This is a genomic window from Pseudomonas sp. LBUM1641, assembly GCF_059716235.1.
Genome location: NZ_CP166815.1, coordinates 6,708,759 through 6,735,232, shown reverse-complemented (window position 1 = coordinate 6,735,232; position 26,474 = coordinate 6,708,759). Strand labels below are relative to the sequence as shown.

The window sequence follows — 26,474 nt, the reverse complement described above, 5'->3', positions numbered from 1 at the left end:
TCGCTATTTGCGGCATCTGCCAGACACCCGGGGCGTTTAAGTTTAAATTCAGGCGACCGTGATATTCATTCGCCAGTTTTCACTTTGAGCCCCGCCCCGATGCGTCGACTTGCCCGTCCCAAACCTGCTTTTTTCATCCTGATCCTGATCGCCCTGGTGGCTTGCGGTGTGGTTGCCCAGCAATTGCGTCTGTTCGAGCGTGCCTGGTTCAACTGGCAATCCTGGCGCAATCCTGCCGGGGAGCATTCGATTGGCCTGGGGGATTACCGGGTCAGCCTGGAAGCGCAGGTGATCGACGGCCTCAACGATGATGTCTCGGCCCTGACCTTTGATCCGGTGCGCAACAGCCTGTTTACCGTGACCAACAAGAATGCCGAGCTGGTGGAGCTGTCCCTGGAGGGCAAAATCCTGCGGCGCATTGCGCTGGTGGGGTTTGGTGATGCCGAGGCGGTGGAGTACATCAGCGATAACACCTACGTCATCAGCGACGAGCGCCAGCAGCGGCTGATCAAGGTCCATGTGGATGACGACACCCAATTCCTCGATGCCGCCGACGCCGAGCAAATGACCCTCGGCGTGCACCTGGGTGGCAATAATGGCTTCGAAGGCCTGGCCTATGACTCGGTGGGCAAGCGCCTGTTTGTGGCCAAGGAACGTGACCCGATGCTGATCTACGAGGTGCACGGCTTTCCCCATTTCAAACCGGAAAAAACCTACTCGGTGCACGTGATCAACAACCCCAAGCGCGATGCCGGGTTGTTTGTGCGCGACCTGTCGAGCCTGCAATACGACGAGCGCAGCGGCCATTTGCTGGCGCTGTCGGATGAGTCATTCCTGGTGCTGGAACTGGATATCGACGGTCGTCCCCTGAGCAGTTTGTCGCTGCTCAAGGGGCGCCATGGCCTGAAGCAGCGAGTGCCTCAGGCCGAGGGGATTGCCATGGACAACGACGGCACGTTGTACATGGTCAGTGAGCCGAACCTCTTTTATGTGTTCAAGAAGCCCTGATCAGAACATCCACTGCACGCCCAGCGAATAGCCGGTCTGGCTACCCTCGGCATGGCCCAATCGGCCGTTCACTTCGGCATACACGCCTAACTGCGGAGTGATTGCCAGTTGGCTGCCGACCTGGGCGCGGCCGAAACTTTTATCTACTGACCCCAGCCGGGCCGTGCGTGCCTGGCCATCGGCGCGGGCGGTCAGGTCAAGGTCGTCCAGGCGGCCGTCGGCCAGTTCCTTGACCCAGGCGATGTCGGCGTAAGGCATCAGGCTCAGGCCATAAGGCAAGGCGACAGCACCGCGTACACGCCAGCCGAGGCTGGCTTCAAGTGAGTCGAACGACTGTTCTTCGTACTCAAGGGCGGTACGCAGGTCCTGCTTTTCATGGAATTTATCGATGCGGTAATGGGTGTAGTCCAGCCCGGCAAAGGGCCCGCTCTTGATCGCGCCGAAGTCGAAGTCATAACCACCCAGCACCCGCGCGCCCAATGCCAACGCATCGGTTTTCCCGGTCAGGTGCTGATTGAGCAATACCGGCCCACCGCTGGCCTGGATCAGCAAATTGCGCCGGGAGTCAAAGCGACTGTGGCCCACGCTCAAGTCGCCGGCCAGCCAGCTCGGGCCGCCGTCATTTAACAGTGCGTAGGCGGCTGCCTGCCAGGTGTCGCTTTGCAGTTTGCCGCGATGCTCAAGCTTGTCGCGCCCATTGAGGTAGCTGAGGCTGGCGCCGAGGTTCAGGCTGGAACTCAACTGGTAGTCGCCCAGGGCATGCAGGCCGAGACTCCGCGCCTCTGGGTTGGGAGCGGCGTCGAAACCACTGTCGGGGTTGTATTCGCCGTCTACGCCGATTTCGCCATCGAAGCTGCCGACCTCGCGGCTAGCCGACTGCAGGGTCAGCCAGCGGCGATCGTGCAGGCGCACCATCGACTGATGCTGGCGTTGCAGGTTGTCCTGCATGTTGCGCGCAACGGCGCCACCCGAGGCGGTGGAGGCCATCAAGTCGGCATTGGTCAACTCCAATACCAGCCGGCTGAGCAGCCGCGAATAGTCCCGCAGGCGCTGATCAATACGTTCCTGGCCGAAGGCGTTGGTCAGCACGTCCTTGTTGTCCTCGGTAGGGTCGTGCCAGGTCGATCCACCAGGGATGGCCGGGTTGTTGGTCTGGGTATAACCATCCAGGTCGCCCAATTCCCAGTTGGTTGCTTCGATATACAGGATCGGGATATTCAGCGGCTCGAAGGGTTCGCCGTCGCTGCAGCAGCCGGTGCCCTTGGGGTATTGCGGGTCGAGGCCGGGGTTGGTGAACAGCGGAATGTTCAGCTCCCTGGCGATCTGGAACGTGTGCTCGCGCAACGATGCCAGCGCCGGGTTGGCCGTGCTGTTCTGGCCGGCGTGGGCGTACATCATGTCGCCGGTGATCAGGCTGTCGAGGTTGATCATCGCCAGCATGTTGGCCTTCTGGCTGGCGCTCAATGAGTTGACGAAGGCTTTCGAGCCGCGCAAGCCTTCTTCCTCCGCGCCAAAGCCGACGATTTGCAGGCCGTTCTCCAACTGCAACCCGCCCAGGTTTTTTGCCACCTCGGTCAGCACACTGGCGCCCGAGCCGTTGTCATCGAGACCTTGCAAGGTAGGGCGACCAAAGTAGGTGTCGAAGTGCGCGCCGATCACCACATATTGCGGCTGGGTGCCGGCGGCGTAGGCCACCACGTTTTGCGAACTGCGGGAGGTGCCGCTGGCGGTCCAGGAAAAATCCTGGCGGCTGATGCTGTAGGCGCTGCCCATCTGGCTTTGCATCCAATCGGCGGCCCCGGCGAAATTGGCGGTGCCGCGATAGCGACCGGGATAGTCGTTGATCAGCGTTTCCAGGGTGGTGTTGGCGTGTTGGCCGTAATCGTATGACTGGGCGCTGGTGGACAGCAGGGCACTGGCAACGCTGACAGCGAGGGCTAGAGGCTTTATCACAGGGTCTTCCTTGAAGTGATTGGAGTCGGGAGCCGAGACCTTTTGCACAATGCGCGCCTCATTCCATGGGCGGCGGCGAATTGGCGCATTGTTAAACGCACGAGTCGCCTGGCTGTAATTTGTAACAGATTTGATACGAAGCGCGGCGAGAGATGCCGTGGCGGGTGCTCGGTTTCGGCCGAGGGTGAGCGCAAATGCTGCTTGCAGGAGCACGCTTGCTCGCGAAAAACGTTACCGGTAACGCGGGTCGTCCTGAGCGGGCGAGGCGCTTGTTGGTTTTTCGCGGGCAAGCCCGCTCCTACAGCGGAGGAGCGGTTCAGGCTTTGAGGGTTTTCACGCCTTCCGGGGTGCCCAGCAGCAATACGTCAGCCGGGCGTGCCGCGAACAGGCCGTTGGTGACGACGCCGACGATGGCGTTGATCTGGCGCTCCAGTTCCACCGGGTTGGTGATCTGCATGTTGAACACGTCGATGATGATGTTGCCGTTGTCGGTCAGCACGCCTTCGCGGTACACCGGGTCGCCGCCCAGCTTCACCAGCTCGCGCGCCACGTGGCTGCGGGCCATCGGGATCACTTCAACCGGCAGCGGGAACGCGCCAAGTACGGGCACCAGTTTGCTGGCGTCGGCGATGCAGATAAAGGTCTTGGCCACGGCCGCGACGATCTTCTCGCGGGTCAGGGCTGCGCCGCCGCCCTTGATCAGGTTCAGGTGTGCGTCGCTTTCATCGGCGCCGTCGACATAGAACTCCAGGTCGCTGACGGTGTTCAGCTCATACACCGGAATGCCGTGGCCCTTGAGCCGCGCAGCGGTGGCTTCGGAGCTGGCGACCGCGCCGTCGAACGCGCCCTTGTGCAGGGCCAGCGCATCGATAAAGCAGTTGGCGGTGGAGCCGGTGCCGACACCGACGATGCTTTTATCGTCGAGTTTAGGAAGGATTAAATCGACGGCGGCCTGGGCCACTGCCTGTTTGAGTTGATCCTGGGTCATGCGGGCTCCGGAACGGGCGGGGAGTAAAGAGGGGCGCGAGTATAACCCAACAAAACCTCGGTTTTCGTGTGGTCGCCCGGCCGAACGCTGGGTTAGACTCCTTGGCCCTGCCCAACCCGCCCAGTGATGCTTTCCGATGCTTGAACAGTACGTCAAAAAGATCCTCACCTCGCGCGTTTACGACGTTGCCGTAGAAACCCCGCTGCAGACCGCCCGCCAGCTCTCCGAGCGCCTGGGTAACAAGGTCTGGCTCAAGCGCGAAGACTTGCAGCCGGTGTTCTCGTTCAAGATTCGCGGTGCCTACAACAAGCTGACCCAACTGAGCGCCGAAGAGCGTGCGCGCGGCGTGGTCACCGCTTCAGCGGGCAACCACGCCCAGGGCCTGGCCCTGGCGGCCAAGGTGCTGGGGGTCAAGGCCACCATCGTGATGCCCAAGACCACGCCCGAGATCAAGGTCGAAGGCGTGCGCTCCCGTGGCGGCAAAGTGGTGCTGCACGGGGATTCTTTCCCGGAAGCGCTGGCGTATTCGCTGAAGCTGGTCGACGAAAAAGGCTACGTCTACATTCACCCCTACGATGATCCGCACACCATTGCCGGGCAGGGCACGGTGGCGATGGAGATTCTGCGCCAGCACCCGGGGCCGCTGGACGCGATTTTCGTCCCGGTGGGCGGTGGTGGCCTGATCGCCGGGATCGCGGCGTACGTGAAATACCTGCGGCCTGAAATCAAGATCATCGGCGTCGAGCCGGACGACTCCAACTGCCTGCAAGCCGCCATGGCGGCGGGCGAGCGCGTGGTATTGCCGACCGTGGGCATCTTCGCCGACGGCGTGGCGGTGGCGCAGATCGGCCAGCACACCTTCGACATCTGCAAGGATTACGTGGATGAAGTGATCACCGTCAGCACCGATGAAATCTGCGCGGCGATCAAGGACATCTACGACGACACCCGCTCCATCACGGAGCCGGCTGGCGCCCTGGGCGTGGCGGGCATCAAGAAGTACGTCGAGACCCGTGGCATCACCGGGCAAACCCTGGTGGCCATCGATTCCGGGGCCAATGTCAACTTCGACCGCCTGCGCCATGTGGCCGAGCGCGCCGAGTTGGGTGAAGGCCGCGAAGCCATCATCGCCGTGACCATCCCCGAGAAGCCGGGCAGCTTCAAGGCCTTCTGCGAGGCCGTGGGCAAGCGCCAGATCACCGAATTCAACTACCGCTACCACTCTGGCCGCGAAGCGCACATTTTTGTCGGCGTGCAGACCCACCCGGAAAATGACCCGCGCAGCGCGCTGATCGCCAGCCTTACCAGCCAGGGTTTCCCGGTGCTGGACCTGACGGAAAACGAACTGGCCAAGCTGCACATCCGTCATATGGTCGGTGGCCATGCGGCGTACGTCAGCGACGAGGTGGTGTTCCGCTTCGAATTCCCGGAACGTCCGGGAGCGTTGTTCAATTTCCTGAACAAATTGGGCGGGCGCTGGAACATCTCGATGTTCCACTATCGCAACCACGGCGCCGCTGACGGGCGCGTAGTGGCGGGCCTGCAAGTGCCGGCGGACGAGCGCCACCTGGTGCCGGCGGCGCTTGAAGCCATTGGCTACCCGTACTGGGATGAAAGTGATAACCCGGCCTACCAACTGTTCCTCGGTTGAGCGACTACGCTGACTGAGCGGCCTTCAAGGAATCGAGAACATGGAAACGCTGACCACCCTTAAAGTTATCCACATCGCGGCCACGGTGTTGCTGCTGCTCAGCGGCGTCGCGCTGGCGGCGCTGGCCTGGCGCAAACGCAGCGCAGGGCCTGCCTATACCGTGCAGCGGCCGTGGGTGTTTGTGTGGTTGTTGATGGGGATTTGCGTGGTGAGCATGCCGTTCACCGGCTGGTGGCTGGCGCACTTGATCGGCTGGCCGCTGGGGCAAACCTGGATTCTGGGTTCGAGCGTGATCTACACCGTGGCGGCGCTGAGCTGGTTCTGGCTGGTGGCGCGGCTTAATCGACTGCGGTTGGGCGGGGCGGGGAGTGTGAACTTCACCGTAGCGCTGGCCGTGGTCAGTTTGGTGGGGTTTGTGGCGATTGCCGGGTTGATGGGTGCTAAACCCGTTTAGGGCTTGAGACCGCGTTGCCTTCATCGCGGGCAAGCCCGGCTCCCACATTCGACTGCATTCCAACGGTGGAACTCGATCAAATGTGGGAGCGGGCTTGCTCGCGAAAGCTTTATCAGCCGCGCAGAGTAATCACCGGCCAACCACGCTTCTGAGCCTCAGCCCGCAGATTCGGATCCGGATCCACCGCCACCGCATGCGTCACCTGCTCCAGCAACGGCAGGTCATTCATCGAATCGCTATAGAAGTAACTGTCCTCCAGGCTGTACCCGGTCTCTTCCAGCCAACGATTCAAGCGCGTCACTTTACCTTCGCGAAAGCACGGGATATCCGTACTGCGCCCGGTGTAACGGCCATCTTGCATCTCGCATTCCGTCGCAATCAGGGTTTCAACCCCCAGCCGCTCGGCAATCGGTGCCGTCACAAAACGGTTGGTCGCGGTGATGATCACCAACTTGTCGCCCGCCGCCCGGTGCTTGGCCAGCAACTCAACCGCCTGGGGCAGCATGATCGGCTCGATGCAGTCGCGCATGTAGTCGCGGTGCCACTCATCCAGCTGGGCCATCTCGGTGCGGCCGAGGATTTCCAGGCAGAAGTTCAGGTACTCGGCGTTATCCAGCTTGCCGGCCAGGTAGTCCTGGTAGAACTCATCGTTGCGGGCCTTGTAGGCCACGGCGTCGAGAATCCCGCGTTCACAGAGGTAATCGCCCCAGGCGTGATCGCTGTCACCCCCCAAAAGCGTGTTGTCCAAGTCGAATAAAGCCAGGCGCATTGCAGTTACTCGCTGAAAAGTCTGTAAAAAGGCGTCCAGAATACGGTCTTTTCACAAGAGTGCACATAAGGTAAGCAGCCTCGTTGCCGCTGTATCAATCTTTGTGGAACAATGCGGTGACATGCGTTTGCGAGGTTGTTGCCGTGATCGACCCCGATGGTTTCCGTCCTAATGTCGGGATTATTCTTACGAATGATGCCGGACAGGTGCTATGGGCTCGCCGTATCAACCAAGATGCCTGGCAGTTTCCTCAAGGCGGAATCAACCCCGACGAAACCCCTGAAGACGCCTTGTACCGTGAGTTGAACGAAGAAGTAGGCCTTGAACGTGAAGATGTGCAAATTCTGGCCTGCACCCGAGGCTGGTTGCGCTATCGTTTGCCGCAACGTCTGGTGCGTACCCACAGCCAACCGCTGTGCATCGGCCAGAAACAGAAATGGTTTCTCCTGCGCCTGATCTCCAACGAGCAGCGGGTGCGGATGGATTTGACCGGTAAACCGGAGTTCGATGGCTGGCGCTGGGTCAGTTATTGGTATCCGTTGGGCCAGGTGGTGACATTCAAGCGCGAGGTTTATCGTCGCGCTCTTAAAGAGCTTGCCCCGCGCCTTTTAGCGCGCGACTGACGACGGAGTTCGACCCCGAGCCATGCTCAATACGCTGCGCAAGATCGTCCAGGAAGTTAACTCCGCCAAGGATCTCAAGGCGGCGTTGGGGATTATTGTGTTGCGCGTCAAGGAAGCCATGGGCAGCCAGGTCTGCTCGGTTTACCTGCTGGACCCCGAGACCAACCGTTTTGTCCTGATGGCCACCGAGGGCTTGAACAAGCGCTCCATTGGCAAGGTCAGCATGGCGCCCAATGAAGGTCTGGTGGGCCTGGTGGGGACGCGTGAAGAACCCCTGAACCTTGAAAACGCTGCCGATCACCCGCGTTATCGCTACTTTGCCGAAACCGGCGAAGAGCGCTACGCCTCGTTCCTCGGTGCACCGATCATTCACCACCGCCGCGTTGTCGGCGTGTTGGTCATCCAGCAGAAAGAACGCCGCCAGTTCGACGAAGGTGAAGAAGCCTTCCTCGTGACCATGAGCGCGCAGCTCGCCGGGGTTATTGCCCACGCCGAGGCCACCGGTTCGATTCGCGGCCTGGGGCGCCAGGGCAAGGGTATCCAGGAAGCCAAGTTCGTCGGCGTACCGGGTTCGCCGGGCGCTGCCGTCGGTACCGCGGTGGTCATGCTGCCGCCGGCCGACCTGGACGTGGTGCCGGACAAGACCGTCACCGACATCGACGCTGAAATCATCCTCTTCAAGACCGCCCTCGAAGGCGTGCGCAATGACATGCGTACCCTGTCGACCAAGCTGGCCACCCAGCTACGGCCTGAAGAACGGGCGCTGTTCGACGTGTACCTGATGATGCTTGACGACGCGTCCCTGGGCAGCGAAGTCAAGGACGTGATCAAGACCGGCCAGTGGGCCCAAGGCGCGCTGCGCCAAGTGGTCACCGATCACGTCAACCGTTTCGAATTGATGGACGACGCCTACCTGCGCGAACGCGCCTCGGACGTGAAAGACCTCGGTCGCCGCCTGCTGGCCTACCTGCAGGAGGAACGCTCGACCACGCTGGTGTACCCCGACAACACCATCCTGATCAGTGAAGAACTGACCGCCACCATGCTCGGCGAAGTGCCAGAAGGCAAACTGGTGGGCCTGGTCTCGGTATTGGGTTCGGGTAACTCCCACGTCGCGATCCTGGCCCGGGCCATGGGTATTCCGACGGTGATGGGCCTGGTGGACCTGCCGTATTCCAAGGTCGACGGCATCCAAATGATCGTCGACGGCTACCACGGCGAGGTCTACACCAACCCCAGCGAAGTGCTGCGTAAGCAATACGCTGAAGTGGTGGAAGAAGAACGCCAGCTGTCCCAGGGCCTCGACGCCCTGCGGGAACTGCCGTGCGTGACCCTCGACGGCCACCGTGTACCGCTGCTGGTCAACACTGGCCTGCTGGCGGACGTGGCACGCGCACAACAGCGCGGCGCTGAAGGTGTTGGGCTGTACCGCACCGAAGTGCCGTTCATGATCAACCAACGCTTTCCGAGTGAGAAGGAGCAGCTGGCGATTTATCGCGAGCAACTGTCCGCCTTCCATCCGTTACCGGTGACCATGCGCAGCCTGGACATTGGCGGCGACAAGTCACTGTCGTATTTCCCCATCAAGGAAGACAACCCCTTCCTTGGCTGGCGCGGTATTCGCGTTACCCTCGACCATCCTGAAATCTTCCTCGTCCAGACCCGCGCCATGCTCAAGGCCAGCGAAGGCCTGAATAACCTGCGCATTCTTCTCCCGATGATTTCCGGCACCCACGAGTTGGAAGAAGCCCTGCACCTGATCCACCGGGCCTGGGGCGAAGTGCGCGACGAAGGTTCTGATGTACCGATGCCGCCGATTGGCGTGATGATCGAGATTCCGGCGGCGGTGTACCAGGCTAAAGAGCTTGCGCGGCAGGTGGACTTCCTGTCGGTGGGTTCCAACGACCTGACCCAGTACCTGCTGGCCGTTGACCGCAACAACCCTCGGGTGGCCGACCTTTACGACTACCTGCACCCGGCAGTGCTGCAAGCCTTGCAGAACGTGGTGCGCGATGCCCATGCCGAAGGCAAGCAAGTGAGTATCTGCGGCGAGATGGCCGGTGACCCGGCGGCGGCCGTGCTGTTGATGGCGATGGGCTTTGACAGCCTGTCGATGAACGCCACCAACTTGCCGAAGGTGAAATGGATGCTGCGCCAGATTAACCTCAGCCGGGCCAAGGAACTGCTGGCGGAGTTGATGACCATCGACAACCCGCAAGTTATCCACAGCTCGCTGCAATTGGCGCTGAAGAACCTTGGGTTGGCGCGGATGATCAACCCGGCGTCTGCAAAAACCTTATAGAGGGGTGATGCGTACGTAGCAGCTGTCGAGCCTCAGCGAGGCTGCGTTAGCGGTGTGCCTGACACACCGCGGACGCAGCCTCGCCAAGGCTCGACAGCTGCTACGTGGGTAATTAGACCTTCAGTTCAACTTCACCCAACTGTCCACCATACGGCCCAAAACTACGCTCCACGATATGTCGTGTCCCGTCGGCATTCACAATCAACGCCGTACTCGCCCGCGTCCCGTAACTGGGGCTGGCAATAAACACGCTCGACAACAGACTCTCTGTCGCCAACCCCACGCCGGTATCCGGCAAGTCGGCAAACGGCGCGGTCTGCGGGTCGCTCAAAATCCCCAGCAAGGCCTCGGGCTGAGGATCTTCCAGCACTTGCGTCAGCGCCGCCTTGGCCTTCAACAACTTCGGCCACGGCGTATCCAGCCCCGCGTTGGATAACCCATAAACCCCTGCTTCCAGGCGCGTCGGCGCTGATTCGCTGGCGTTGTAATGCCACAATTCGTCCCGCGTCCCCACCAACAGGTTAAACCCGGCATATTCAATCGATCTGCCGTTAACGTCGGCCAAGTAATCGTCAATCAGCAGCGAACCGCTGAGAAACCGCGCCACCAACTCGCCCCGCGACTTGCGCGCCGGCGGCTGGTGCGGGTCACGAATATTGGTCAGCGCCGCAAAGCGCCCATCCGCCCCGACCCCCAGCCAAGTCCCGCCGGCTTCCTGATCGCGCCCGGCGTAAACATGGGGCGCATCCAGCCACTGGGCCAACGGCAGACTGGGCCGGGCATAGAACTCATCACGGTTGGCCGCGACGATCAGCGGCTGGGCGTGGCCCGGCCGCCAGGCAAAAACAATCAGGCACATAAGGCGATCCCTTTGTGTTTTGCCCACTCTACCCATAGAACCCTGTGCTTTGCATCCGTTAACATGCCGGTCTGTTTTCGGGGGCTCCCATGGAATTTCTGCTGTATTTGCTGCTGGGTTCCTGTGCGGGCATGCTCGCCGGGCTGTTTGGCGTGGGCGGCGGGATCATTATCGTGCCGGTGCTGGTGTTCAGTTTCACCTTGCAGGGCTTCGATCCCTCGGTGTTGACCCACCTCGCTGTCGGCACGTCCCTGGCGTCTATTATCTTCACCTCGGTCAACGCGGTGCGCGAGCATCACCGCCGGGGCGCCGTGCGCTGGCCGATCTTTGTGTGGATGGCCGTGGGCATTCTGCTGGGTGCAGGCTTCGGTGCGCTGACTGCCGAGGCGATTTCCGGGCCGCATTTGCAGAAGATCATCGGTGTGTTCGCCCTGGTGATCGCTGTGCAGATGACCCTGGAGCTCAAGCCCAAGGCCAGCCGCCAGGTGCCGGGCAAGCTCGGCCTGACCTTGGCCGGCGGCGTGATCGGCTGGTCGTCGGCGATTTTCGGCACCGGTGGTGGTTCGTTGACCGTGCCGTTCCTGACCTGGCGCAGCGTGCCGATGCAGCAGGCGGTGGCCACTTCGTCGGCCTGCGGCTTGCCGATCGCCCTGGCCAGTGCATTAAGTTTCATGATTCTGGGCTGGCATGACCCGCTGCTGCCCGAGCATAGTCTCGGCTTTGTGTATTTGCCGGCGCTGCTGGGCATTGCCCTGACCAGCATGGTGGCGGCCCGTTTCGGCGCGCGCCTGGCGCATCGGTTGTCGCCGCGGCTGCTCAAGCGGCTGTTCGCCGGCCTGCTGTTTTGCGTAGGTTTGAATTTTTTGTTGTAACGCAGGCTTAATCGCGCAACGGCATGGTCCGATGCGCCATGACTATTGATTTAACGAGGAGTCGCAATGCTGCCTTACCCGCAGATCAACCCGGTGGCCTTGGCCATCGGTCCGCTGCAAATCCATTGGTACGGGTTGATGTACCTGATCGGCATCGGCGGTGCCTGGCTGCTGGCTTCCCGGCGTCTGAACCGTTTCGACCCGACCTGGACCAAGGAGAAGCTCTCCGACATGGTGTTCTGGATGTCGATGGGGGTCATCGTCGGCGGACGCCTGGGGTATGTGCTGTTCTACGACCTATCAGCCTACATCGCCAACCCGACGCTGATCTTCGAGGTGTGGAAGGGCGGCATGGCGTTCCACGGCGGGTTTGTGGGCGTGATGATCGCTGCCTGGTGGTTTGGCCGGCGTAACGGCAAGTCGTTCTTCCAACTGATGGACTTCGTCGCGCCGTTCGTGCCGATTGGCCTGGGTGCCGGGCGTATCGGTAACTTCATCAATGCCGAATTGTGGGGCAAGCCGACTGACGTGCCGTGGGCCATGGTGTTCCCGCCGTTCAGCGACCCGGCGCAATTGCCGCGTCATCCGTCGCAGCTGTACCAGTTCGCCCTGGAAGGTGTGGCGCTGTTCCTGATCCTCTATATCTTCTCGCGCAAGCCACGCCCAACCATGGCCGTGTCGGGCATGTTCGCGCTGTTCTACGGGATCTTCCGCTTTATCGTCGAGTTCGTGCGGGTGCCGGATGCGCAGCTGGGCTACCTGGCGTGGGGCTGGTTGACCATGGGTCAGATTCTCAGCCTGCCGATGATCATCGCCGGCCTGGGTCTGCTGTGGTGGGCTTACAATCGCCCGCAAGGCATCAAGAACACCGCGCTTTAAATTCGAACGCCGGGGCCCGAGGGTCCCGGCTTCAACGAAACAGGTATAGACATGAAGCAATATCTCGAACTACTGAACGATGTCGTGACCAATGGCCTGACCAAGGGCGATCGCACCGGCACCGGCACCAAGGCGGTGTTTGCCCGTCAGTTTCGGCATAGCTTGGCCGACGGCTTCCCGCTGCTGACCACCAAGAAGCTTCACTTCAAAAGCATCGCCAACGAATTGATCTGGATGTTGAGTGGCAACACCAACATCAAGTGGTTGAACGAGAATGGCGTAAAAATCTGGGACGAATGGGCCACCGAAGACGGCGACTTGGGCCCGGTGTACGGCGAGCAGTGGACCGCCTGGCCAACCAAGGACGGCGGCAAGATCAACCAGATCGACTACATGGTCGAGACGCTGAAAACCAACCCCAACAGCCGCCGCATCCTGTTCCACGGCTGGAACGTCGAGTACCTGCCGGACGAGACCAAAAGCCCCCAGCAAAACGCCCGCGACGGCAAGCAGGCACTGCCGCCTTGCCACCTGCTTTACCAGGCCTTTGTGCATGACGGTCATCTGTCGATGCAGTTGTATATCCGCAGCTCCGATGTATTCCTCGGCCTGCCGTACAACACCGCGGCCCTGGCGTTGCTCACCCATATGCTGGCCCAACAGTGCGAACTGATCCCTCACGAGATCATCGTCACCACGGGCGACACCCATGCCTACAGCAACCATATGGAACAGATCCAGACCCAGCTGGCGCGCACGCCGAAGAAGCTGCCGGAACTGGTGATCAAGCGCAAACCCGAGTCGATCTACGATTACAAATTCGAAGACTTTGAAATCGTGGGTTATGACGCCGACCCGAGCATCAAGGCCGACGTAGCCATCTGATCAATGTGGGAGGGGGCTTGCTCGCGAAAGCGGTGTGTCAGTCGCCGGAAATATGACTGATTTACCGCCTTCGCGAGCAAGCCCGCTCCCACATTTGTTCTGTGTGCACATTCAATGGCCGTGGCTTCTGCCCACATGTGAGGGCTCAGCCTCGCTGGCCGCGACACTTCCGCTGACTTCCAGCCGCTGCAAAATCCCGCACTGATCCAGATCCGGCCCGCCGCCGCAGCGTTGGCGCAGGTCGAGCAGCTGTTCCTGCAACGCCAGCAGTCCGTCGATCCGCGCCTTCACGTGGTGGATGTGCTCGTCAATCAATGCATTCACGCTTTCGCACTGGTCCTGAGGACTGTCCCGCAGGCCCAGCAGGCTGCGAATTTCCTCAAGGGTCATGTCCAGGCTGCGGCAGTTGCGGATAAACACCAGCCGCTCAGTGTGCGCCTGGGTGTACAGACGGTAGTTTCCGTCACTGCGCGCAGGCGGCGGCAGGAGGCCTTCCTTCTCGTAATAACGGATGGTTTCCACCTGGCAATCCGTCAATTTTGCCAATTCGCCGATCTTCATCGCAGCAATCTCCAAAAGGGTGCTTGACCCTATAGTGGCTACAGGGTCTTTACTTGGCAACAGGCACCTTTACGGACGCGACAGAATGAGCGACTCCATCCACACCCCGCACAAGCACGACCATGATCATGACCACGCGCACGATCACGGCCCCAAGCTGAAACCTGTGCAGAAGCACGACCATGGCAGCCATGGCGATTCCTGCTGTTCCAGCAAGGCCGCGCCTGCGCTGGTGAAGCTGACTGAAGCCCCGACGGCGGGCTCGCGGCTGAGCACCTTCCGCATTGAAGCCATGGACTGCCCCACCGAGCAGACGCTGATCCAGAACAAACTGGGCAAGCTCGCCGGTGTGCAGCAACTGGAATTCAACCTGATAAACCGCATCCTCGGCGTGACCCACGACCTGCCGACTACCGCGCCGATCATCGACGCCATCAAGTCCTTGGGCATGCAGGCGGATCCCATCGAAGAGGGCGTCGCCCCGGCGGAACCGCCGGCGAAGAAGCACTGGTGGCCGCTGGCCCTGTCTGGCGTTGGTGCGTTAGGCGCCGAAGTGCTGCATTTCACCAACGCAGCCCCGACGTGGGTGATCGCCCTGGTCGCACTGATCTCGATCTTCAGCGGCGGCCTCACCACCTACAAAAAGGGCTGGATTGCCCTGAAAAACCTCAACCTGAACATCAACGCCCTGATGAGCATCGCCGTCACCGGCGCGATCCTGATCGGCCAGTGGCCTGAAGCCGCGATGGTGATGTTCCTGTTCACCGTGGCCGAACTGATCGAAGCCAAGTCCCTCGACCGCGCGCGCAATGCCATCAGTGGCTTGATGCAGATGACCCCGGAACAGGCCACGGTTCGTCAGGTCGACGGAAGTTGGGTCGAACAGGATGTCAAAGTCATCGAAATTGGCGCAATCGTGCGGGTTCGTCCCGGTGAGCGGATTGGTCTCGACGGGGAAGTCACTTCCGGCCAGTCCACCATCGACCAGGCGCCGATTACCGGTGAAAGCCTGCCGATCGAAAAGACCGTGGGCGACAAAGTCTTCGCCGGCACCATCAACCAGGCAGGCTCCCTGGAGTACAAAGTCACCGCCGCCGCCAACAACTCGACCCTGGCGCGAATTATCCACGCCGTGGAACAGGCCCAAGGCGCCCGTGCGCCAACCCAGCGTTTTGTCGATACCTTCGCCAAGGTCTACACCCCGGCGGTGTTTATCTTTGCCTTGGGCGTGGCGCTGATTCCGCCGCTGTTCATGGCAGGCGCGTGGTTTGATTGGATCTACCGTGCGCTGGTATTGCTGGTCGTCGCCTGCCCTTGTGCGCTGGTGATTTCCACCCCGGTGACCATCGTCAGCGGCCTGGCCGCCGCGGCGCGCAAAGGCATCCTGATCAAGGGCGGCGTGTACCTGGAGGGCGGTTACAAGCTCGACTACCTGGCCCTGGACAAGACCGGCACCATCACCCACGGTAAACCGGTGCAAACCGATTACCTGTCGCTGTTCCCGAACATGGAAGACAGCGCGCCGGCCCTGGCCGCGAGCTTGGCCGGGCGCTCCGATCACCCGGTGTCCCTGGCCATCGCCAACGCGGCGGTGGATAAGAATCTTACCGTGCACACTGTGGATAACTTCGAAGCCCTGGCCGGTCGTGGCGTACGTGGCGAAATCAACGGCGAAGTCTATTACCTGGGCAATCACCGCCTGGTGGAAGAGCTGAACCTGTGCTCGCCGGCCCTCGAAGAAAAACTCTTCGCCCTGGAAAAACAAGGCAAGTCCGTGGTCCTGCTGCTGGACAAATCCGGCCCGTTGGCGCTGTTCGCCGTGGCCGACACCGTGAAAGACACCAGCCGCGAAGCTATCCAGCAGTTGCATGACCTGGGCATCAAGACCCTGATGCTCACCGGCGACAACACCCACACCGCCAAGGCAATCGCCGATCAGGTCGGCATCGACCAAGCCCAGGGCGACCTGTTGCCCACCGACAAACTGCAAGCCATCGAAGCGCTCTACGCCAAGGGCCACCGGGTGGGCATGGTCGGCGACGGCATCAACGACGCCCCGGCGCTGGCCCGTTCCGAGATCGGGTTTGCAATGGCCGCCGCCGGTACCGACACCGCCATCGAGACCGCCGACGTGGCGCTGATGGACGACGACCTGCGCAAGATTCCGGCATTCATTCAACTGTCGCGGCGCACGTCGAGTATCCTCAAGCAGAACATTGCCCTGGCCCTGGTGATCAAGGCGATCTTCCTGGCGGTGACCTTCCTTGGGATGGCCACCATGTGGATGGCAGTGTTCGCCGACATGGGCGTGAGCCTGCTGGTGGTGTTCAATGGTCTGCGCCTGTTGCGCAAATAGTCGATGAGAGGGTGGTGTGCTGAGTGCCGAGCTGAAGGCGTTTTACATGGTCGCCCGCCTGGGCAGCATTACCCAGGCGGCGAAAAAGCTCGGGCTGAGCCAGCCCACGGTGACCACCCAGATTCGTCACCTGGAAGGCCAGTACTCGGTGGAGTTGTTCTACCGCGGCGGGCGCCGCCTGACCGTCAGCGAGGAAGGCGCGCGGCTGTTGCCGATGGTCAAGGCGCTGTTGCAGCAGGAAGCGGATATCGAGTTTTTCCTGCGCAACAGCGGCCAGGTGCAAGGCACGTTGAGGATTGCCGCCACGGCGCCTTATTACATCCTCGACCTGGTCAAAACCTTCCGTGAGCGGCTGCCGCAGGTTGAGGTTTCGGTGGAAATCGGCAACTCCCAGCAGGTGCTGGAAGCGCTGGATGACTACCGTGTCGACGTCGCTGCCTCCTCCCAGTTGCTTGAAGACCCGCGCCTGATCCGGCGGGTACTGGGCATGGACCCGCTGGTGCTGGCGGTGCATCGCAAGCATCCGCTGGCAGTGCTCGACCATGTACCGCTGACCGCGCTGGCCGGGCACACCTTGCTGATGCGCGAGCCGGGCTCCACCACCCGCCGATTGACCGAAGAGATGTTGCAGGGCGCCGGTGTAAGTTACGGGCCGCTGCTGGAGATCGGCAGTCGGGAGTCGATCCGTGAGGCAGTGCTGCGCAACATCGGCATCAGCATCATCGCCCGGCAGGAAGTGCCCCATGACCCACAATTGCGTGTACTGACCATCGAGAATGCGCCGCAAATTCCCGAGTATTTGTACTGTCTCAAAGAGAGAAAGGGCGCCCGGTTGCCGGCGGCTTTCCTGGGGTTGGCGCAGGAAATGTCTCCGGCAGGCTAACTTGCTTCCATGGCGAGCGGGCTTTTGTGGCGAGGGGGCTTGTCCCCCGTTGGGCTGCGAAGCAGCCCCAATAAGGTCACTGCATTTTTCCTGGCAGATCGCGCCAGCAGGGTTTAGGACTGCTGCGCAGTCCAACGGGGGACAAGCCCCCTCGCCACAAGCGCCAGGCTTTAGATACGGGGTAAACCTTACCCAAATCCACCAATACCACTATCGCCACGTTTTGCCTTTCTGCCACAAGAGGGACGCATTGTCTGCCTAGGATGACCTTCATCAGTTTGATGAGGTGCCTCCATGAACACAGCACAGACCCGCCCCGGCGCGCCAATGAAGGTGCGCGGTGTGCAGAAACGCTTCGGCGCCTTTACCGCGCTGGATAACGTGTCCCTGGACGTCGCCGCCGGCGAACTGGTGTGCCTGCTGGGCCCGTCGGGCTGCGGCAAGACTACCTTGCTGCGCTGCATCGCCGGCCTTGAACGCCAGGATAGCGGCGAGTTGTACCTCGGTGAACGCGACGTTTCCCTACTGGCACCCCAGGCACGGGACTACGGCATTCTGTTCCAGTCCTACGCGCTGTTTCCCAATCTCACCGTCGAAGCGAACATCGGCTACGGCCTCACCGGCAGTGGTCGCGATGAGGTGCGCAAGCGCGTCGGGCAGATGCTGGAGCTCGTAGGCCTGGTGGGCAGCGAAAAGAAATTCCCCGGTCAACTCTCCGGCGGCCAGCAGCAGCGTGTGGCCCTGGCCCGCGCCCTGGCACCGGCGCCGTCCTTGTTGCTGCTGGACGAACCCATGTCGGCCCTCGACGCCCGGGTACGCGAGCATCTGTGCACCGAGCTGCGCCAACTGCAACGCCGCCTGGGCATTACCACCCTGATGGTCACCCACAACCAGGACGAGGCCATGCTGATGGCCGACCGCATCGCCGTGATGAACAACGGCAAGGTCGAGCAGTACGCCACGCCCCAGGAAATCTACGACCGCCCGGCCACGCCGTTCGTGGCTGAGTTCGTCGGCCAGGGCAATTGGCTGCCGTTCAGCCGCAACAGCGCCAGCCACGCCCAGGTCGGCGGGATGAATATGCGCCTGGCGGAAAACTCCGGTGCCGCAAAATCGGGTCGCCTGTTCTGCCGTCCGGAAGCCATCAACGTCAACCCGCCGGTGCATGAAGAAAACCTGTTCCCGGCCAAGGTCCGCGAGATCACCTTCCTCGGCAACCGCTGCCGCATGAGCTTTGAGCTGGACCAACTGCCCGGCCATCCGCTGCTGGCCGAACTGGCCCCGGAAGCCATGCCGCGCCTCGGCGCCCAGGACATTTGGGTCGCGCTGCCCCCGCGCAGCCTGCAGGTGTTTGCCTGAGATGGCCCGCGATATGACTCTGCCGATACCCGATAACGTGGCTCGTCAGGTTTCCCGTGCCGAAGTCGGCGACCGTATTTTTGTAGTCGGCGGCAAGCTGCTCTGGCTGTGCCTGCTGGGCGTCGCGGTACTGCTGCCGCTGCTGGCCATCTTCTGGCGCGGCTTCAGCAGTGAAGCCGGGCAGGGCGGTGGCCTGGTGGCTGCGCGGGAACTGGTCACCAGCGATAACTTCCACTGGTTGCTGGGTAACAGCCTGAAGGTTTCCCTCAGCGTGGCGGCCATCGTCGTACCGCTGGCTTATCTGTTTGCCTACGCGCTGCAACGCACGCTGATTCCCGGCAAGGCGATCTGGCGGGGCATGTCACTGCTGCCGTTGATGGCGCCGTCGATGCTGCCCGGGATTGCACTGGTCTACCTGTTCGGTAACCAAGGCATGTTGCGCGGGCTGCTGTCGGACAACATCTATGGCTTCTGGGGCATCGTCCTCGGTGAAGTGATCTACACCTTTCCTCATGCTTTGATGATTTTGTTGTCGGCGCTTTCCCTGGCGGATGCACGACTGTTTGACGCCGCATCGAGCATGGGCGCAAGCCCGTCCCGAGCGTTCCGCAGCATCACCTGGCCGGCGACGCGCCAGGCTGTCTTCGCCGCGTTTTGCCTGGTGTTCACCTTGACCATCACTGACTTCGGCGTGCCCGTGGTAGTCGGTGGCGACTATCAAGTACTGGCCCTGGAAGCCTACAAAGCCGTGGTCGGTCAGCAGCAATTCGGCCGGGGCGCCTTGATCGGCATGGTCCTGCTGCTGCCGGCACTGTTCAGTTTTGGTGTCGACGCCTGGCTACGCCGTCGCCACGGCGACTCCATGAGCGGCCGCGCCCAAGTGTTCCAGCCGGCGCCGTCGAAACTGCGAGATGGCTGCTACCTGGCCATCGTCCTGCTGATCTGCGCGATCCTGCTGCTGGTGTTCGGCATGGCGGTTTACTCGTCGCTGGTGAAGTTCTGGCCCTACAACCTGTCGCTGTCGCTGGCCCACTACCAGTTCGAGGACACGGCCGGCGGCGGTTGGCTGGCCTACCGCAACAGCATCACCATGGCCCTGTGCACTGCATTGATCGGCAGCGTGCTGATCTTTACCGGCGCCTACCTGATGGAAAAGACCAAGGGCCAAAAAGGCCTGAACCTGGCGCTGCGCATGCTCAGCTTCGTGCCGATGGCGGTGCCAGGGTTGGTGCTGGGCCTGGGCTACGTGTTCTTTTTCAACCTCAACGGCAACCCGCTGCATGTGCTCTACGGCACCATGACGCTGCTGGTGGTGTGCACCATTGCTCACTATTTGACCACCGCACAAATGACCGCCACCACGGCCCTGCGCCAGTTGGACGCCGAGTTCGAAGCCGCCGCGTTGTCCCTCAAGGCGCCGCTGTACCGGCATTACCTGCGGGTCACCGTGCCGATCTGCCTGCCGGCGTTGCTGGACATCGTGCGCTACCTGTTCGTCTCGGCGATGACCACCGTCTCCGCCGCGATCTTCCTCTACAGCCCCGACACCATCCTCGCGGCAGTCGCCGTGTTGAACATGGACGACGCCGGCAACGTCGGCGGCGCGGCGGCCATGTCGACCCTGATTCTGTTCACCTCGGCGGGCGTGTCCTTGCTGCTGGCGTGGGCCTCACGCGGCTTGTTGCGCCGCTCCCAGGCCTGGCGCCAAACCGCGCCCGGTCAATAAATCATCCATAAAGGAACTGCACCATGTTCAAGCCCCTGGCGTTAGCCGCTGCTGTGCTCACTGCGTTCAGCCTGAATGCCTTTGCCGCCAAGACCGAGTTGACCGTGTACACGGCCCTCGAAGCCGAGCAATTGAAGACTTACAAACAGGCCTTCGAAAAGGCTAACCCGGACATCGATATCAAATGGGTGCGCGACTCCACCGGCATCATCACCGCCAAGCTGCTGGCCGAAAAGTCCCGCCCGCAGGCTGACGTGGTCTGGGGCCTGGCGGCTTCCAGCCTGGCGATCCTCGATCAGCAGGGCATGCTGCAAAACTACGCACCCAAGGACCTGGGCAAGATCGGTGCGAACTACCGCGACGCCGCCAATCCACCGGCCTGGGTCGGCATGGACGTGTGGGCTGCGACTATCTGCTTCAACACCGTCGAAGCCGAAAAGCAGGGCCTGAGCAAGCCGGTGAGCTGGCAAGACCTGACCAAGCCTGAGTACAAAGGCAAGATCGTGATGCCCAACCCGGCCTCGTCCGGCACCGGTTTCCTGGATGTGAGCGCCTGGCTGCAGACCTTCGGCGAGAAGCAGGGCTGGCAGTACATGGACGACCTGCACCAGAACATCGGCCAGTACGTTCACTCCGGTTCCAAGCCGTGCAAGCTGGCGGCCTCGGGTGAGTTCCCGATCGGCATTTCGTTTGAATACCCGGCCGTTCAACTGAAGCGCCAGGGTGCACCGCTGGACATCATCCTGCCGAAAGAAGGCCTGGGCTGGGACATCGAAGCGACTGCCGTGATCAAAGGCACTGCCCACGCGGACGCGGCACAGAAACTCGCCGACTTCTCCGCGAGCCCGGCGGCGATGGAGCTGTACAAGGAAAACTTCGCGGTACTGGCCCAGCCGGGCATCGCCAAGCCGCAGACCGAATTGCCGGCTGACTATGAGCAGCGGCTGATCAAGAACGACTTCGCCTGGGCGTCGAAAAACCGCGACAGCATCCTGACCGAGTGGCGCAAGCGCTATGACGGCAAGTCGGAAAAGGTGGCGGGTCAGTAAGCATTTCGTTTGGGCTGATGGCCTCATCGCGGGCAAGCCTGGCACCCACATTTTTGGATTGTGAATACCTTCCAATGTGGGAGCTGGCTTGCCTGCGATAGCGGTCTCGAATTCAGGACATCACTTCATGACACAACTGCTGATCATCGGCGCCGGCATCCTCGGCCTTTCCCACGCTTATGCGGCCGCCAAACGCGGCCTCAAGGTCAAGGTCTTCGAGCGCAGCGCCACTCCATTGGGTGCTTCCGTACGCAACTTCGGCCAAGCATTGGTCACCGGCCAGCCGCCGGGGCCGATGCTCGACCTGGCGCGGGACAGTCGCGAAATCTGGGGCCAGTGGGCACAGCTCGCCGGTATCCAGCTCAAACGCAACGGCTCCTACCTGTTCGCCCGTACCGAGGCCGAAGAGCACTTGCTTGAAGCTTTCTGCGCCGGCCGCGCCAAGGAGCACGGTTATCGCGTCGAGTTGCTGCAAGGTGCCGGCCTGCACGACCTTTATGGCGGCCAGTTCAAGCATCACCGCGCCGCGCTTCACGGGCTGGACGATCAACAACTGTATTCCCGCGAAGCGATCCCGGCGCTGATCAACTACCTGAGCCGCGAACTGAACGTGGAGTTTCATTTCTCCACCCTGGTCCGCGACATCGAGCCCGGGCAGGTTCACACCACTGCCGGTTCCTTTCGCGGCGAGCAGATCATTGTCTGCTCCGGCCACGACTACCAGACGCTGCTGGCCGAGCAGATCGCCGAACTCAACCCGCAAATCTGCCGCCTGCAAATGCTGCGCGCCCGGCCTGCGGTTGCGTTGAACCTGCAACACGCGCTGCTGACCGGTCTGAGCTGCGTCCACTACGGCGCCTTCGCTGATTTGCCGGAAGCCGCGCCGGTGCAGGCCGAAATCCTGCGGGATGTACCGCACCTGCACGAAAACGGCATTCACCTGCTGATCAGCCCAACGCCTTATGGCGAGCTGATCATCGGTGACTCCCACCATTACGGCAGCGACCCTTCACCGTTCAACGCTGAGCAGGTGGACACCTGGATGATCGAGTTGGCCGAAGAGACGCTGGGCTGCAAGATCCAGGTAGTGGAACGCTGGCAGGGTGTCTATGGTTCCCGTGGCCCAAGGCCGTTTTCGTTCCTGCGGGCGGCACCCGGGGTGAGCGCGGCGTTGATGCACACCGGCGTGGGCATGAGCGTCGGGCCGGCGATGGCCGAGCGCAATATCAATGAGCTGTGGGGAAGTGCTTGATGAACACTGAACAGGCAATCGCCGAGGTCTTCGGCCTGTACGAACAACACGGCACCGCTGACTACATCGGCGAGCCGGTCTCGCAGATCGAGCACATGTCCCAGGCTGCGCAGTTGGCCATGGCTGAGGGCTTCGATGATGAAGTGGTGCTGGCGGCGTTCTTCCACGATATCGGGCATATCTGCGGCCAAGGCGGCGAGAACATGGGCGGCTATGGCGTGGTCAGCCATGAACGGCTGGGCGCCGATTATCTGCGCCGCGCAGGCTTCAGCGAGCGGATCGCCAAGCTGGTGGAATACCACGTGCAAGCCAAGCGTTACCTGACCTTCAGCCAGCCGGATTATTACGCACGCTTGAGCGAAGCCAGCCGCCGTACCTTGGGTTACCAGGGCGGCGTGATGACTGCCGAGGAAGCCCAAGCGTTCGAGCAGGATCCGCTGTGCGCCGTCAGCCTGCGCATGCGCCACTGGGATGAACAGGCCAAGGAAATGCATGTGCCGGTGCTGGACCTTGAAGTGCTGAAGTCCAAGGCGCGGCAACTGTTGGCGGCTTAGGTCTCGTCCAGGCGCTGGGCCAGGGCTTCGATCTGTTCCTGGCGTTCGGCCTGGCTCAACCTGGGGTGCGGGTTGAGGGACGACCATTGCGGATGGGCGCGGGCCTTGTTCAGGGCTTCCGGCAATTTGCCTTCGCGCCAGGTCTTGTCCTGTGGCGTGTCGACCTTGATGCTGTGGATCGCCGCATGCCCGCGCAGGTTAAGGGCCTTGAGCAGTTGCCGCTGGCGCAGGGCCAACAGGCGCAGCACGCTGTCGTCGACGGTCAGCTCGCGTTGGCCCTTGATCTTGCCCAGCAGGCGGCTGCCGTAACTGCGAGCCGTTTGCAGCGCGCCTCCCGCGATGGCCCCGGCGAGCGCGGCGGCACCGAGGGTCAGGCCGCCTACGAGTAGATCCACACCTGCACCGGCCGCCGCGCCGGCCGCGATACCGCCACCGACCCGCACGCCCAGTTGCTTGAGGGTTTCGGGGTTGAACAGGTCATCGCCCCAACGCCCGTCCAGCAGCGGTAAATCGCTGGCGGCGGCGTCTTGCGGGCGGAAGCCGAACAACTTGAGCAAGGCCTCCACGCAACGCTGTTCGCGCTGGCGCACGGCTTTGCGCAGTTCGCTGATGGCTTGCTGTTCCACCTCGGCTTCGCTGACCACACTGCGGCGGCAGGCGGCGCAGTCGACCAGCAGTTCGGCGATCAGCCGCGCAGCACTTTGCTGGCGAGCCTGGCGCTGGGCTTCCTGATCGAGGATCAGCCGCTCCAGTTGCCCACGGGAATTTTCCAGCAGCAGGGCGAGGCTTTCATAGAGGCGGCGCTCGCCGTCTTCCGGTGGCGCGACGCTGTCGAAACGCACCAGTGCGTGCAGGCCGAGGCGGGCGAGGGCTTCACGCCAGTCCGGCTCGCGCTGGTCGGCGCTGCTGACAAAATTGAGCACCGGCAGCAACGGCTTGCCACAGCTGGCCAGCACTTGCAGCTCATCGCGGTACTTGGCCAGCACTGGCTCCCGGGCATCTATCACATACAGACCGGCATCCGAGGCCAGCAGTTGGCACAGCACCTTGGCTTCCTGTTCGAAGCGTTGCCGGGCCTCGCTGCCTTCCAGAAAACGCGCCAGCCGTGCCGGGCCGTCGAGGCGTTCGCCGGGGCGGTCCAGGCGCTCGAGGTAATCGAGCAGGGCGATGGCATCTTCCAGTCCGGGCGTGTCGTACAGCTCCAGCAAGGCTTCGCCGTCTACCGACAGCCGAGCACCTTCGACATGCCGGGTGGTGCTGGGCCGATGGGAGACTTCTCCGAAGCCGACGTCTCGCGTGAGGGTGCGCAGCAACGAGGTCTTGCCGACGTTGGTGTGGCCGACCACGGCGAGTTTCAGGGGCTTAGTCATGACCGGTCTCCAGCCAAGTGAGCGGCGCGCAATCAGCGAACGGGATCTGCAACTGCTGCAATGCTGTATGCCAATCACCCAAACGTTCCGCGTCCAGCGCCTGGCCCGCCGGCGCTTGCAGCAGCCAGACGCGGGTGGCGGTGGCGCTGCGGGCCAGTTCGGCAATCAGCGCGAGGCTGCCACGATCCGGCGAGCGGCGTGGGTCGCAGGCGATGGCCAGGCGTGCGGGCGGGAAGCGGGTGAGTTGCTCCAGCAGCTTGTTACGGGATTCACGGCTGTCGAGGATGCCGGCGTCCTTGACGCTGGCCGGGAGCTTCGGCGGCCAGGTGCGTTGGTCATCGAGTTCAATGGCCACTAGCAGGGCGCCGTCGCTTTCCAGTTCGCTGACGCCGCCGGTCACGTGGTGCAACTGTTCGGGCGCCGCATCGTTGACCCCAAGCCGTTCGCTGCTGGGCATCAGCCGCTCACGCAGTTGGCTGTAGCCGGGCAGGTTAAGGTCGAGACTCAGGGCGGCGCGCCCGCGTTTCCAGCGCCACAGGCACATCAACGCGAGGATCAGCCGCGGCAGGATGCCGTACACCAGCAGCACGCCAACCAGCCATGCAGCCCAGGACTGGCGGGCGCTTTCGATATTCAGGGCGGCATCGCCGCTGGCGCGGATCATCTCGACGGTGGGCACATTGAAACCGAGCAAGGCGGGCAGGGCGCCGAGGGTTTGGGTCACGGCGACAAAGGTATCGGCCCGCAGGATGGTGGTCTCCCACACAAAGCCATAGCGCCGGGTGGCCAAGAGCGTCAGCAGGATCAGCAGGGCGCTGAGCAGGGCCAGCAGCCACAAGCTGTTGACCAGCACACCGACGGCCCAGCGATTGAGTTTGCGCCGTTGCAGCAACAGCAGCAGGGCGGGCGCCAGTTGCGCGGCCTTGGCGTCGCGGGCGAGTTTTTCGCTGAGCCATAACCACAGGCGGCCGAGGCTCGCGCCGTGTTCACCGGCAAACAACAGGCCCAGGGCCCAGCTCAACAGCAGGATCAGGTTCAAACCCAGCAAGCTGCCCAGGGCCCAGAACACATTGACCGGCGCCAGCCCGTTGCCCAGCGCGGCAAAGGCCAGGCCGGCACCGCTGACGATAGCAACCACCGCCAGCAGGATCAGCGCCAGGCGCGCGCCCTGCAGCCAGCGGGTCAGGGCGGCGGTCAGGCCATCGCGTTCAGCCAGCCACAGCGCGCGGTTTTGAATGCGCGTCGGCAAGTCACCGCCGCTGCTGCGGGCCAGGCGATTGGCTTCCTGGTCTTCCAGGGCGCCGGCGTGTTCCTCGCGCAGGCGCACGGTTTCGGTCAGCCAGAGTATTTGCAGGGAATTCAGAGCTGTCACGCGCCGTCCTGTTGAGCCAGTGAGGTTGGAGCATAACCGCTGGAACGCCGGTTGGGGTATGCCACGCGCGCCTCTGGTATTCTCGTCGCCATGAAAAAAACTCTCCCTTTAAGCCTGATCGCAGCCCTCGGTGAAAACCGTGTGATCGGCGTCGACAACAGCATGCCCTGGCATTTGCCGGGGGATTTCAAATATTTCAAGGCCACCACCTTGGGCAAGCCGATCATCATGGGGCGCAAGACCTGGGATTCCCTGGGTCGACCCTTGCCGGGCCGCTTGAACATTGTGGTCAGCCGTCAGACCGACTTGGCGCTGGAAGGTGCGGAAGTTTTTCCGTCCCTCGAAGCGGCAGTGGAGCGGGCTGAGGAATGGGCCAAGGCGCAGGGCGTGGATGAGCTGATGCTGATCGGCGGCGCGCAGTTGTATGCCCAGGGGCTGGAGCAGGCGGATCGCCTGTATTTGACGCGGGTGGCGTTGACCCCGGAGGGCGATGCGTGGTTTCCCGAGTTTGATTTGAACCGGTGGAAGCTGGTGTCGAATGTCGAGAATGCGGCTGAGGGGGACAAGCCAGCGTACAACTTCGAAGTTTGGGAAAAAGCCTAAAAACTCATGTGGCGAGGGAGCTTGCTCCCGCTGGGCTGCGAAGCGGCCCTGAAAGCTGATCCCTCAATCTCTCAGAAAACTCGGTCGCCTGCTTTGGGGCTGCTGCGCAGCCCAGCGGGCGCAAGCTCCCTCGCCACAAAGTTCAG

23 protein-coding genes are annotated in these 26,474 nt (G+C 62.2%); 16 read left to right on the top strand and 7 right to left on the bottom strand.

Annotation, left to right across the window (positions count from 1 at the left end):
• Positions 1–99: 99 nt before the first annotated feature.
• Positions 100–1,008: an SdiA-regulated domain-containing protein gene (locus ACA046_RS31110; protein ID WP_497675564.1), complete on the top strand. Its 909-nt coding sequence runs from the start codon at positions 100–102 to the stop codon at positions 1,006–1,008.
• Here the strand turns inward: ACA046_RS31110 and ACA046_RS31105 are convergent, their stop codons facing one another.
• Together ACA046_RS31105 and rpiA are read right to left on the bottom strand one after the other, a co-directional pair.
• A complete protein-coding gene (locus ACA046_RS31105; protein WP_459024497.1) occupies positions 1,009–2,961 on the bottom strand; it encodes an autotransporter domain-containing protein in 1,953 nt (650 codons plus the stop codon).
• A 316-nt stretch (positions 2,962–3,277) separates the two neighbouring features.
• Positions 3,278–3,949: a ribose-5-phosphate isomerase RpiA gene (gene rpiA, locus ACA046_RS31100; protein WP_008438935.1), complete on the bottom strand. Its 672-nt coding sequence runs from the start codon at positions 3,947–3,949 to the stop codon at positions 3,278–3,280.
• A gap of 136 nt (positions 3,950–4,085) precedes the next feature.
• On the opposite strand from rpiA, the gene ilvA reads away from it, so the two are divergent.
• Together ilvA and ACA046_RS31090 are read left to right on the top strand one after the other, a co-directional pair.
• Positions 4,086–5,600, top strand: a complete 1,515-nt coding sequence (ilvA, locus tag ACA046_RS31095) for a threonine ammonia-lyase, biosynthetic (RefSeq protein WP_497675563.1) — start codon at positions 4,086–4,088, stop codon at positions 5,598–5,600.
• A 40-nt stretch (positions 5,601–5,640) separates the two neighbouring features.
• On the top strand, positions 5,641–6,054 hold the full coding sequence (locus ACA046_RS31090) for a DUF2269 family protein (protein WP_497675562.1): 414 nt from the start codon (positions 5,641–5,643) through the stop codon (positions 6,052–6,054).
• A gap of 112 nt (positions 6,055–6,166) precedes the next feature.
• Here ACA046_RS31090 and ACA046_RS31085 read toward each other — a convergent pair whose 3' ends face one another.
• Entirely contained in the window at positions 6,167–6,823 is a 657-nt protein-coding gene (locus ACA046_RS31085; protein ID WP_497675561.1) for a histidinol-phosphatase, read from the bottom strand.
• 143 nt (positions 6,824–6,966) lie between these two features.
• Between ACA046_RS31085 and ACA046_RS31080 the strand changes: the two genes are divergently transcribed.
• Both ACA046_RS31080 and ptsP read left to right on the top strand, forming a co-directional pair.
• On the top strand, positions 6,967–7,446 hold the full coding sequence (locus ACA046_RS31080; RefSeq protein WP_003176750.1) for an RNA pyrophosphohydrolase: 480 nt from the start codon (positions 6,967–6,969) through the stop codon (positions 7,444–7,446).
• Between the two features lie 22 nt (positions 7,447–7,468).
• Complete coding sequence (ptsP, locus tag ACA046_RS31075) at positions 7,469–9,748, top strand: phosphoenolpyruvate--protein phosphotransferase (RefSeq protein WP_459024491.1); 2,280 nt, start codon at positions 7,469–7,471, stop codon at positions 9,746–9,748.
• A gap of 112 nt (positions 9,749–9,860) precedes the next feature.
• On the opposite strand, the gene ACA046_RS31070 is transcribed toward ptsP, so the two are convergent.
• On the bottom strand, positions 9,861–10,607 hold the full coding sequence (locus tag ACA046_RS31070; protein ID WP_459024489.1) for an NRDE family protein: 747 nt from the start codon (positions 10,605–10,607) through the stop codon (positions 9,861–9,863).
• Between the two features lie 89 nt (positions 10,608–10,696).
• On the opposite strand from ACA046_RS31070, the gene ACA046_RS31065 reads away from it, so the two are divergent.
• From ACA046_RS31065 to ACA046_RS31055, 3 genes are all read left to right on the top strand, one after another.
• Entirely contained in the window at positions 10,697–11,479 is a 783-nt protein-coding gene (locus ACA046_RS31065) for a sulfite exporter TauE/SafE family protein (protein ID WP_459024487.1), read from the top strand.
• 66 nt (positions 11,480–11,545) lie between these two features.
• Positions 11,546–12,358 carry a prolipoprotein diacylglyceryl transferase gene (gene lgt, locus ACA046_RS31060; protein ID WP_076013027.1) on the top strand — a complete coding sequence of 271 codons (813 nt, stop codon included), beginning with the start codon at positions 11,546–11,548 and terminating at the stop codon, positions 12,356–12,358.
• 51 nt (positions 12,359–12,409) lie between these two features.
• The gene (locus tag ACA046_RS31055) at positions 12,410–13,243 is read left to right on the top strand and encodes a thymidylate synthase (protein WP_459024485.1); all 834 of its coding nucleotides are present in this window, start codon (positions 12,410–12,412) and stop codon (positions 13,241–13,243) included.
• Positions 13,244–13,354: 111 nt separating this feature from the next.
• Here ACA046_RS31055 and cadR read toward each other — a convergent pair whose 3' ends face one another.
• Positions 13,355–13,804 carry a Cd(II)/Pb(II)-responsive transcriptional regulator gene (gene cadR / locus ACA046_RS31050; RefSeq protein ID WP_017476559.1) on the bottom strand — a complete coding sequence of 150 codons (450 nt, stop codon included), beginning with the start codon at positions 13,802–13,804 and terminating at the stop codon, positions 13,355–13,357.
• A gap of 85 nt (positions 13,805–13,889) precedes the next feature.
• Here cadR and ACA046_RS31045 point away from each other — a divergent pair, with 85 nt between their 5' ends.
• From ACA046_RS31045 to ACA046_RS31015, 7 genes are all read left to right on the top strand, one after another.
• On the top strand, positions 13,890–16,160 hold the full coding sequence (locus tag ACA046_RS31045) for a heavy metal translocating P-type ATPase (RefSeq protein WP_497675560.1): 2,271 nt from the start codon (positions 13,890–13,892) through the stop codon (positions 16,158–16,160).
• A 16-nt stretch (positions 16,161–16,176) separates the two neighbouring features.
• Positions 16,177–17,043 (top strand): LysR family transcriptional regulator, encoded by an 867-nt coding sequence (locus ACA046_RS31040; protein WP_497675559.1) that lies wholly within the window; start codon positions 16,177–16,179, stop codon positions 17,041–17,043.
• Positions 17,044–17,337: 294 nt separating this feature from the next.
• Positions 17,338–18,402, top strand: a complete 1,065-nt coding sequence (locus ACA046_RS31035; protein ID WP_459024479.1) for a putative 2-aminoethylphosphonate ABC transporter ATP-binding protein — start codon at positions 17,338–17,340, stop codon at positions 18,400–18,402.
• Position 18,403: 1 nt separating this feature from the next.
• Positions 18,404–20,128 carry a putative 2-aminoethylphosphonate ABC transporter permease subunit gene (locus ACA046_RS31030; protein ID WP_497675558.1) on the top strand — a complete coding sequence of 575 codons (1,725 nt, stop codon included), beginning with the start codon at positions 18,404–18,406 and terminating at the stop codon, positions 20,126–20,128.
• A 23-nt stretch (positions 20,129–20,151) separates the two neighbouring features.
• A complete protein-coding gene (locus ACA046_RS31025) occupies positions 20,152–21,177 on the top strand; it encodes a putative 2-aminoethylphosphonate ABC transporter substrate-binding protein (protein ID WP_076013021.1) in 1,026 nt (341 codons plus the stop codon).
• Positions 21,178–21,304: 127 nt separating this feature from the next.
• On the top strand, positions 21,305–22,429 hold the full coding sequence (locus ACA046_RS31020) for a TIGR03364 family FAD-dependent oxidoreductase (RefSeq protein ID WP_497675557.1): 1,125 nt from the start codon (positions 21,305–21,307) through the stop codon (positions 22,427–22,429).
• Positions 22,429–22,983, top strand: coding sequence for a phosphonate degradation HD-domain oxygenase (locus ACA046_RS31015; protein ID WP_497675556.1), 555 nt, complete (start codon positions 22,429–22,431; stop codon positions 22,981–22,983). The genes ACA046_RS31020 and ACA046_RS31015 overlap by 1 nt, the downstream gene beginning before the upstream one ends.
• Here ACA046_RS31015 and ACA046_RS31010 read toward each other — a convergent pair.
• Both ACA046_RS31010 and ACA046_RS31005 read right to left on the bottom strand, forming a co-directional pair.
• Positions 22,980–24,353 (bottom strand): DUF3482 domain-containing protein, encoded by a 1,374-nt coding sequence (locus tag ACA046_RS31010; RefSeq protein ID WP_497675555.1) that lies wholly within the window; start codon positions 24,351–24,353, stop codon positions 22,980–22,982. The genes ACA046_RS31015 and ACA046_RS31010 overlap by 4 nt on opposite strands.
• On the bottom strand, positions 24,346–25,725 hold the full coding sequence (locus ACA046_RS31005) for a DUF2868 domain-containing protein (RefSeq protein WP_497675554.1): 1,380 nt from the start codon (positions 25,723–25,725) through the stop codon (positions 24,346–24,348). Before ACA046_RS31005 ends, ACA046_RS31010 begins: the two co-directional genes overlap by 8 nt.
• Before the next feature lie 90 nt (positions 25,726–25,815).
• Between ACA046_RS31005 and ACA046_RS31000 the strand changes: the two genes are divergently transcribed.
• Positions 25,816–26,328 carry a dihydrofolate reductase gene (locus tag ACA046_RS31000; protein ID WP_459024465.1) on the top strand — a complete coding sequence of 171 codons (513 nt, stop codon included), beginning with the start codon at positions 25,816–25,818 and terminating at the stop codon, positions 26,326–26,328.
• The last annotated feature ends 146 nt before the right edge of the window (positions 26,329–26,474 follow it).

Bases quoted from the DNA above. Each gene is read 5' to 3' on its own strand.
- ACA046_RS31045 (WP_497675560.1), top strand. From the start codon at position 13,890: ATGAGCGACTCCATCCACACCCCGCACAAGCACGACCATGATCATGAC.
- ACA046_RS31020 (WP_497675557.1), top strand. From the start codon at position 21,305: ATGACACAACTGCTGATCATCGGCGCCGGCATCCTCGGCCTTTCCCAC.
- ilvA (WP_497675563.1), top strand. From the start codon at position 4,086: ATGCTTGAACAGTACGTCAAAAAGATCCTCACCTCGCGCGTTTACGAC.
- ACA046_RS31000 (WP_459024465.1), top strand. From the start codon at position 25,816: ATGAAAAAAACTCTCCCTTTAAGCCTGATCGCAGCCCTCGGTGAAAAC.
- ACA046_RS31015 (WP_497675556.1), top strand. From the start codon at position 22,429: ATGAACACTGAACAGGCAATCGCCGAGGTCTTCGGCCTGTACGAACAA.
- ACA046_RS31090 (WP_497675562.1), top strand. From the start codon at position 5,641: ATGGAAACGCTGACCACCCTTAAAGTTATCCACATCGCGGCCACGGTG.
- ACA046_RS31070 (WP_459024489.1), bottom strand. From the start codon at position 10,607: ATGTGCCTGATTGTTTTTGCCTGGCGGCCGGGCCACGCCCAGCCGCTG.
- rpiA (WP_008438935.1), bottom strand. From the start codon at position 3,949: ATGACCCAGGATCAACTCAAACAGGCAGTGGCCCAGGCCGCCGTCGAT.
- cadR (WP_017476559.1), bottom strand. From the start codon at position 13,804: ATGAAGATCGGCGAATTGGCAAAATTGACGGATTGCCAGGTGGAAACC.
- ACA046_RS31055 (WP_459024485.1), top strand. From the start codon at position 12,410: ATGAAGCAATATCTCGAACTACTGAACGATGTCGTGACCAATGGCCTG.
- ACA046_RS31085 (WP_497675561.1), bottom strand. From the start codon at position 6,823: ATGCGCCTGGCTTTATTCGACTTGGACAACACGCTTTTGGGGGGTGAC.
- ACA046_RS31110 (WP_497675564.1), top strand. From the start codon at position 100: ATGCGTCGACTTGCCCGTCCCAAACCTGCTTTTTTCATCCTGATCCTG.
- ptsP (WP_459024491.1), top strand. From the start codon at position 7,469: ATGCTCAATACGCTGCGCAAGATCGTCCAGGAAGTTAACTCCGCCAAG.
- ACA046_RS31030 (WP_497675558.1), top strand. From the start codon at position 18,404: ATGGCCCGCGATATGACTCTGCCGATACCCGATAACGTGGCTCGTCAG.
- lgt (WP_076013027.1), top strand. From the start codon at position 11,546: ATGCTGCCTTACCCGCAGATCAACCCGGTGGCCTTGGCCATCGGTCCG.
- ACA046_RS31025 (WP_076013021.1), top strand. From the start codon at position 20,152: ATGTTCAAGCCCCTGGCGTTAGCCGCTGCTGTGCTCACTGCGTTCAGC.
- ACA046_RS31065 (WP_459024487.1), top strand. From the start codon at position 10,697: ATGGAATTTCTGCTGTATTTGCTGCTGGGTTCCTGTGCGGGCATGCTC.
- ACA046_RS31010 (WP_497675555.1), bottom strand. From the start codon at position 24,353: ATGACTAAGCCCCTGAAACTCGCCGTGGTCGGCCACACCAACGTCGGC.
- ACA046_RS31035 (WP_459024479.1), top strand. From the start codon at position 17,338: ATGAACACAGCACAGACCCGCCCCGGCGCGCCAATGAAGGTGCGCGGT.